2 rRNA genes are annotated in these 635 nt (G+C 61.6%); both read left to right on the forward strand.

What is annotated here, in order from left to right:
• Positions 1 to 107: ribosomal RNA gene (locus E1284_RS41035) — 16S ribosomal RNA — on the forward strand; the annotation flags it as partial.
• A 429-nt stretch (positions 108 to 536) separates the two neighbouring features.
• A 23S ribosomal RNA gene (locus tag E1284_RS41040) occupies positions 537 to 635 on the forward strand; the annotation flags it as partial.

Consider the following 635-nt stretch of genomic DNA (forward strand, 5'->3'; position numbering starts at 1 on the left):
GGCCCAACCACCTTGTGTGGGGGGAGCGGTCGAAGGTGGGGCCGGCGATTGGGACGAAGTCGTAACAAGGTAGCCGTACCGGAAGGTGCGGCTGGATCACCTCCTTTCTAAGGAGCAACCAGCTGGCTCAGGTCGATCCCTTGGGATGCCTGGGTCGGTGGCCGCCGTTGACGACGCACGTTCGTCAGGTGGCTGCTCATAGATGTGGAGCACTGGCTACTCAGCTCACCGCCTGCGTGAGCCGGCAAGTACCGCCCCTTCGGCTTCGGCCTTGGGGGAGTGGGAACGACGGTCTCGGGCAGGTGGGGGGTTGGACACGCTGTTGGGTCCTGAGGAAGCGGGCGTTAGCCCGGTGACCTCGGACTGCGGGACCGGTGGCCGCGCTACTCCGTATGGATGGTGCGGCCTCGGTGGGCCCGGTTGTTTTTTGAGAACTGCACAGTGGACGCGAGCATCTCTGGTGAGAGCTCTGAGATTCTGCCTTTCGGGGTGGGGTTGAGGGTTCTCATCTGCGATTTGTTTTGATCGTTTTGTGTGTTCAAGTTTTTAAGGGCATACGGTGGATGCCTTGGCATCAGGAGCCGATGAAGGACGTGGGAGCCTGCGATATGCCTCGGGGAGTCGGCAACCAGACT

The organism is Actinomadura bangladeshensis (assembly GCF_004348335.1).
GTDB lineage: Bacteria > Actinomycetota > Actinomycetes > Streptosporangiales > Streptosporangiaceae > Spirillospora > Spirillospora bangladeshensis.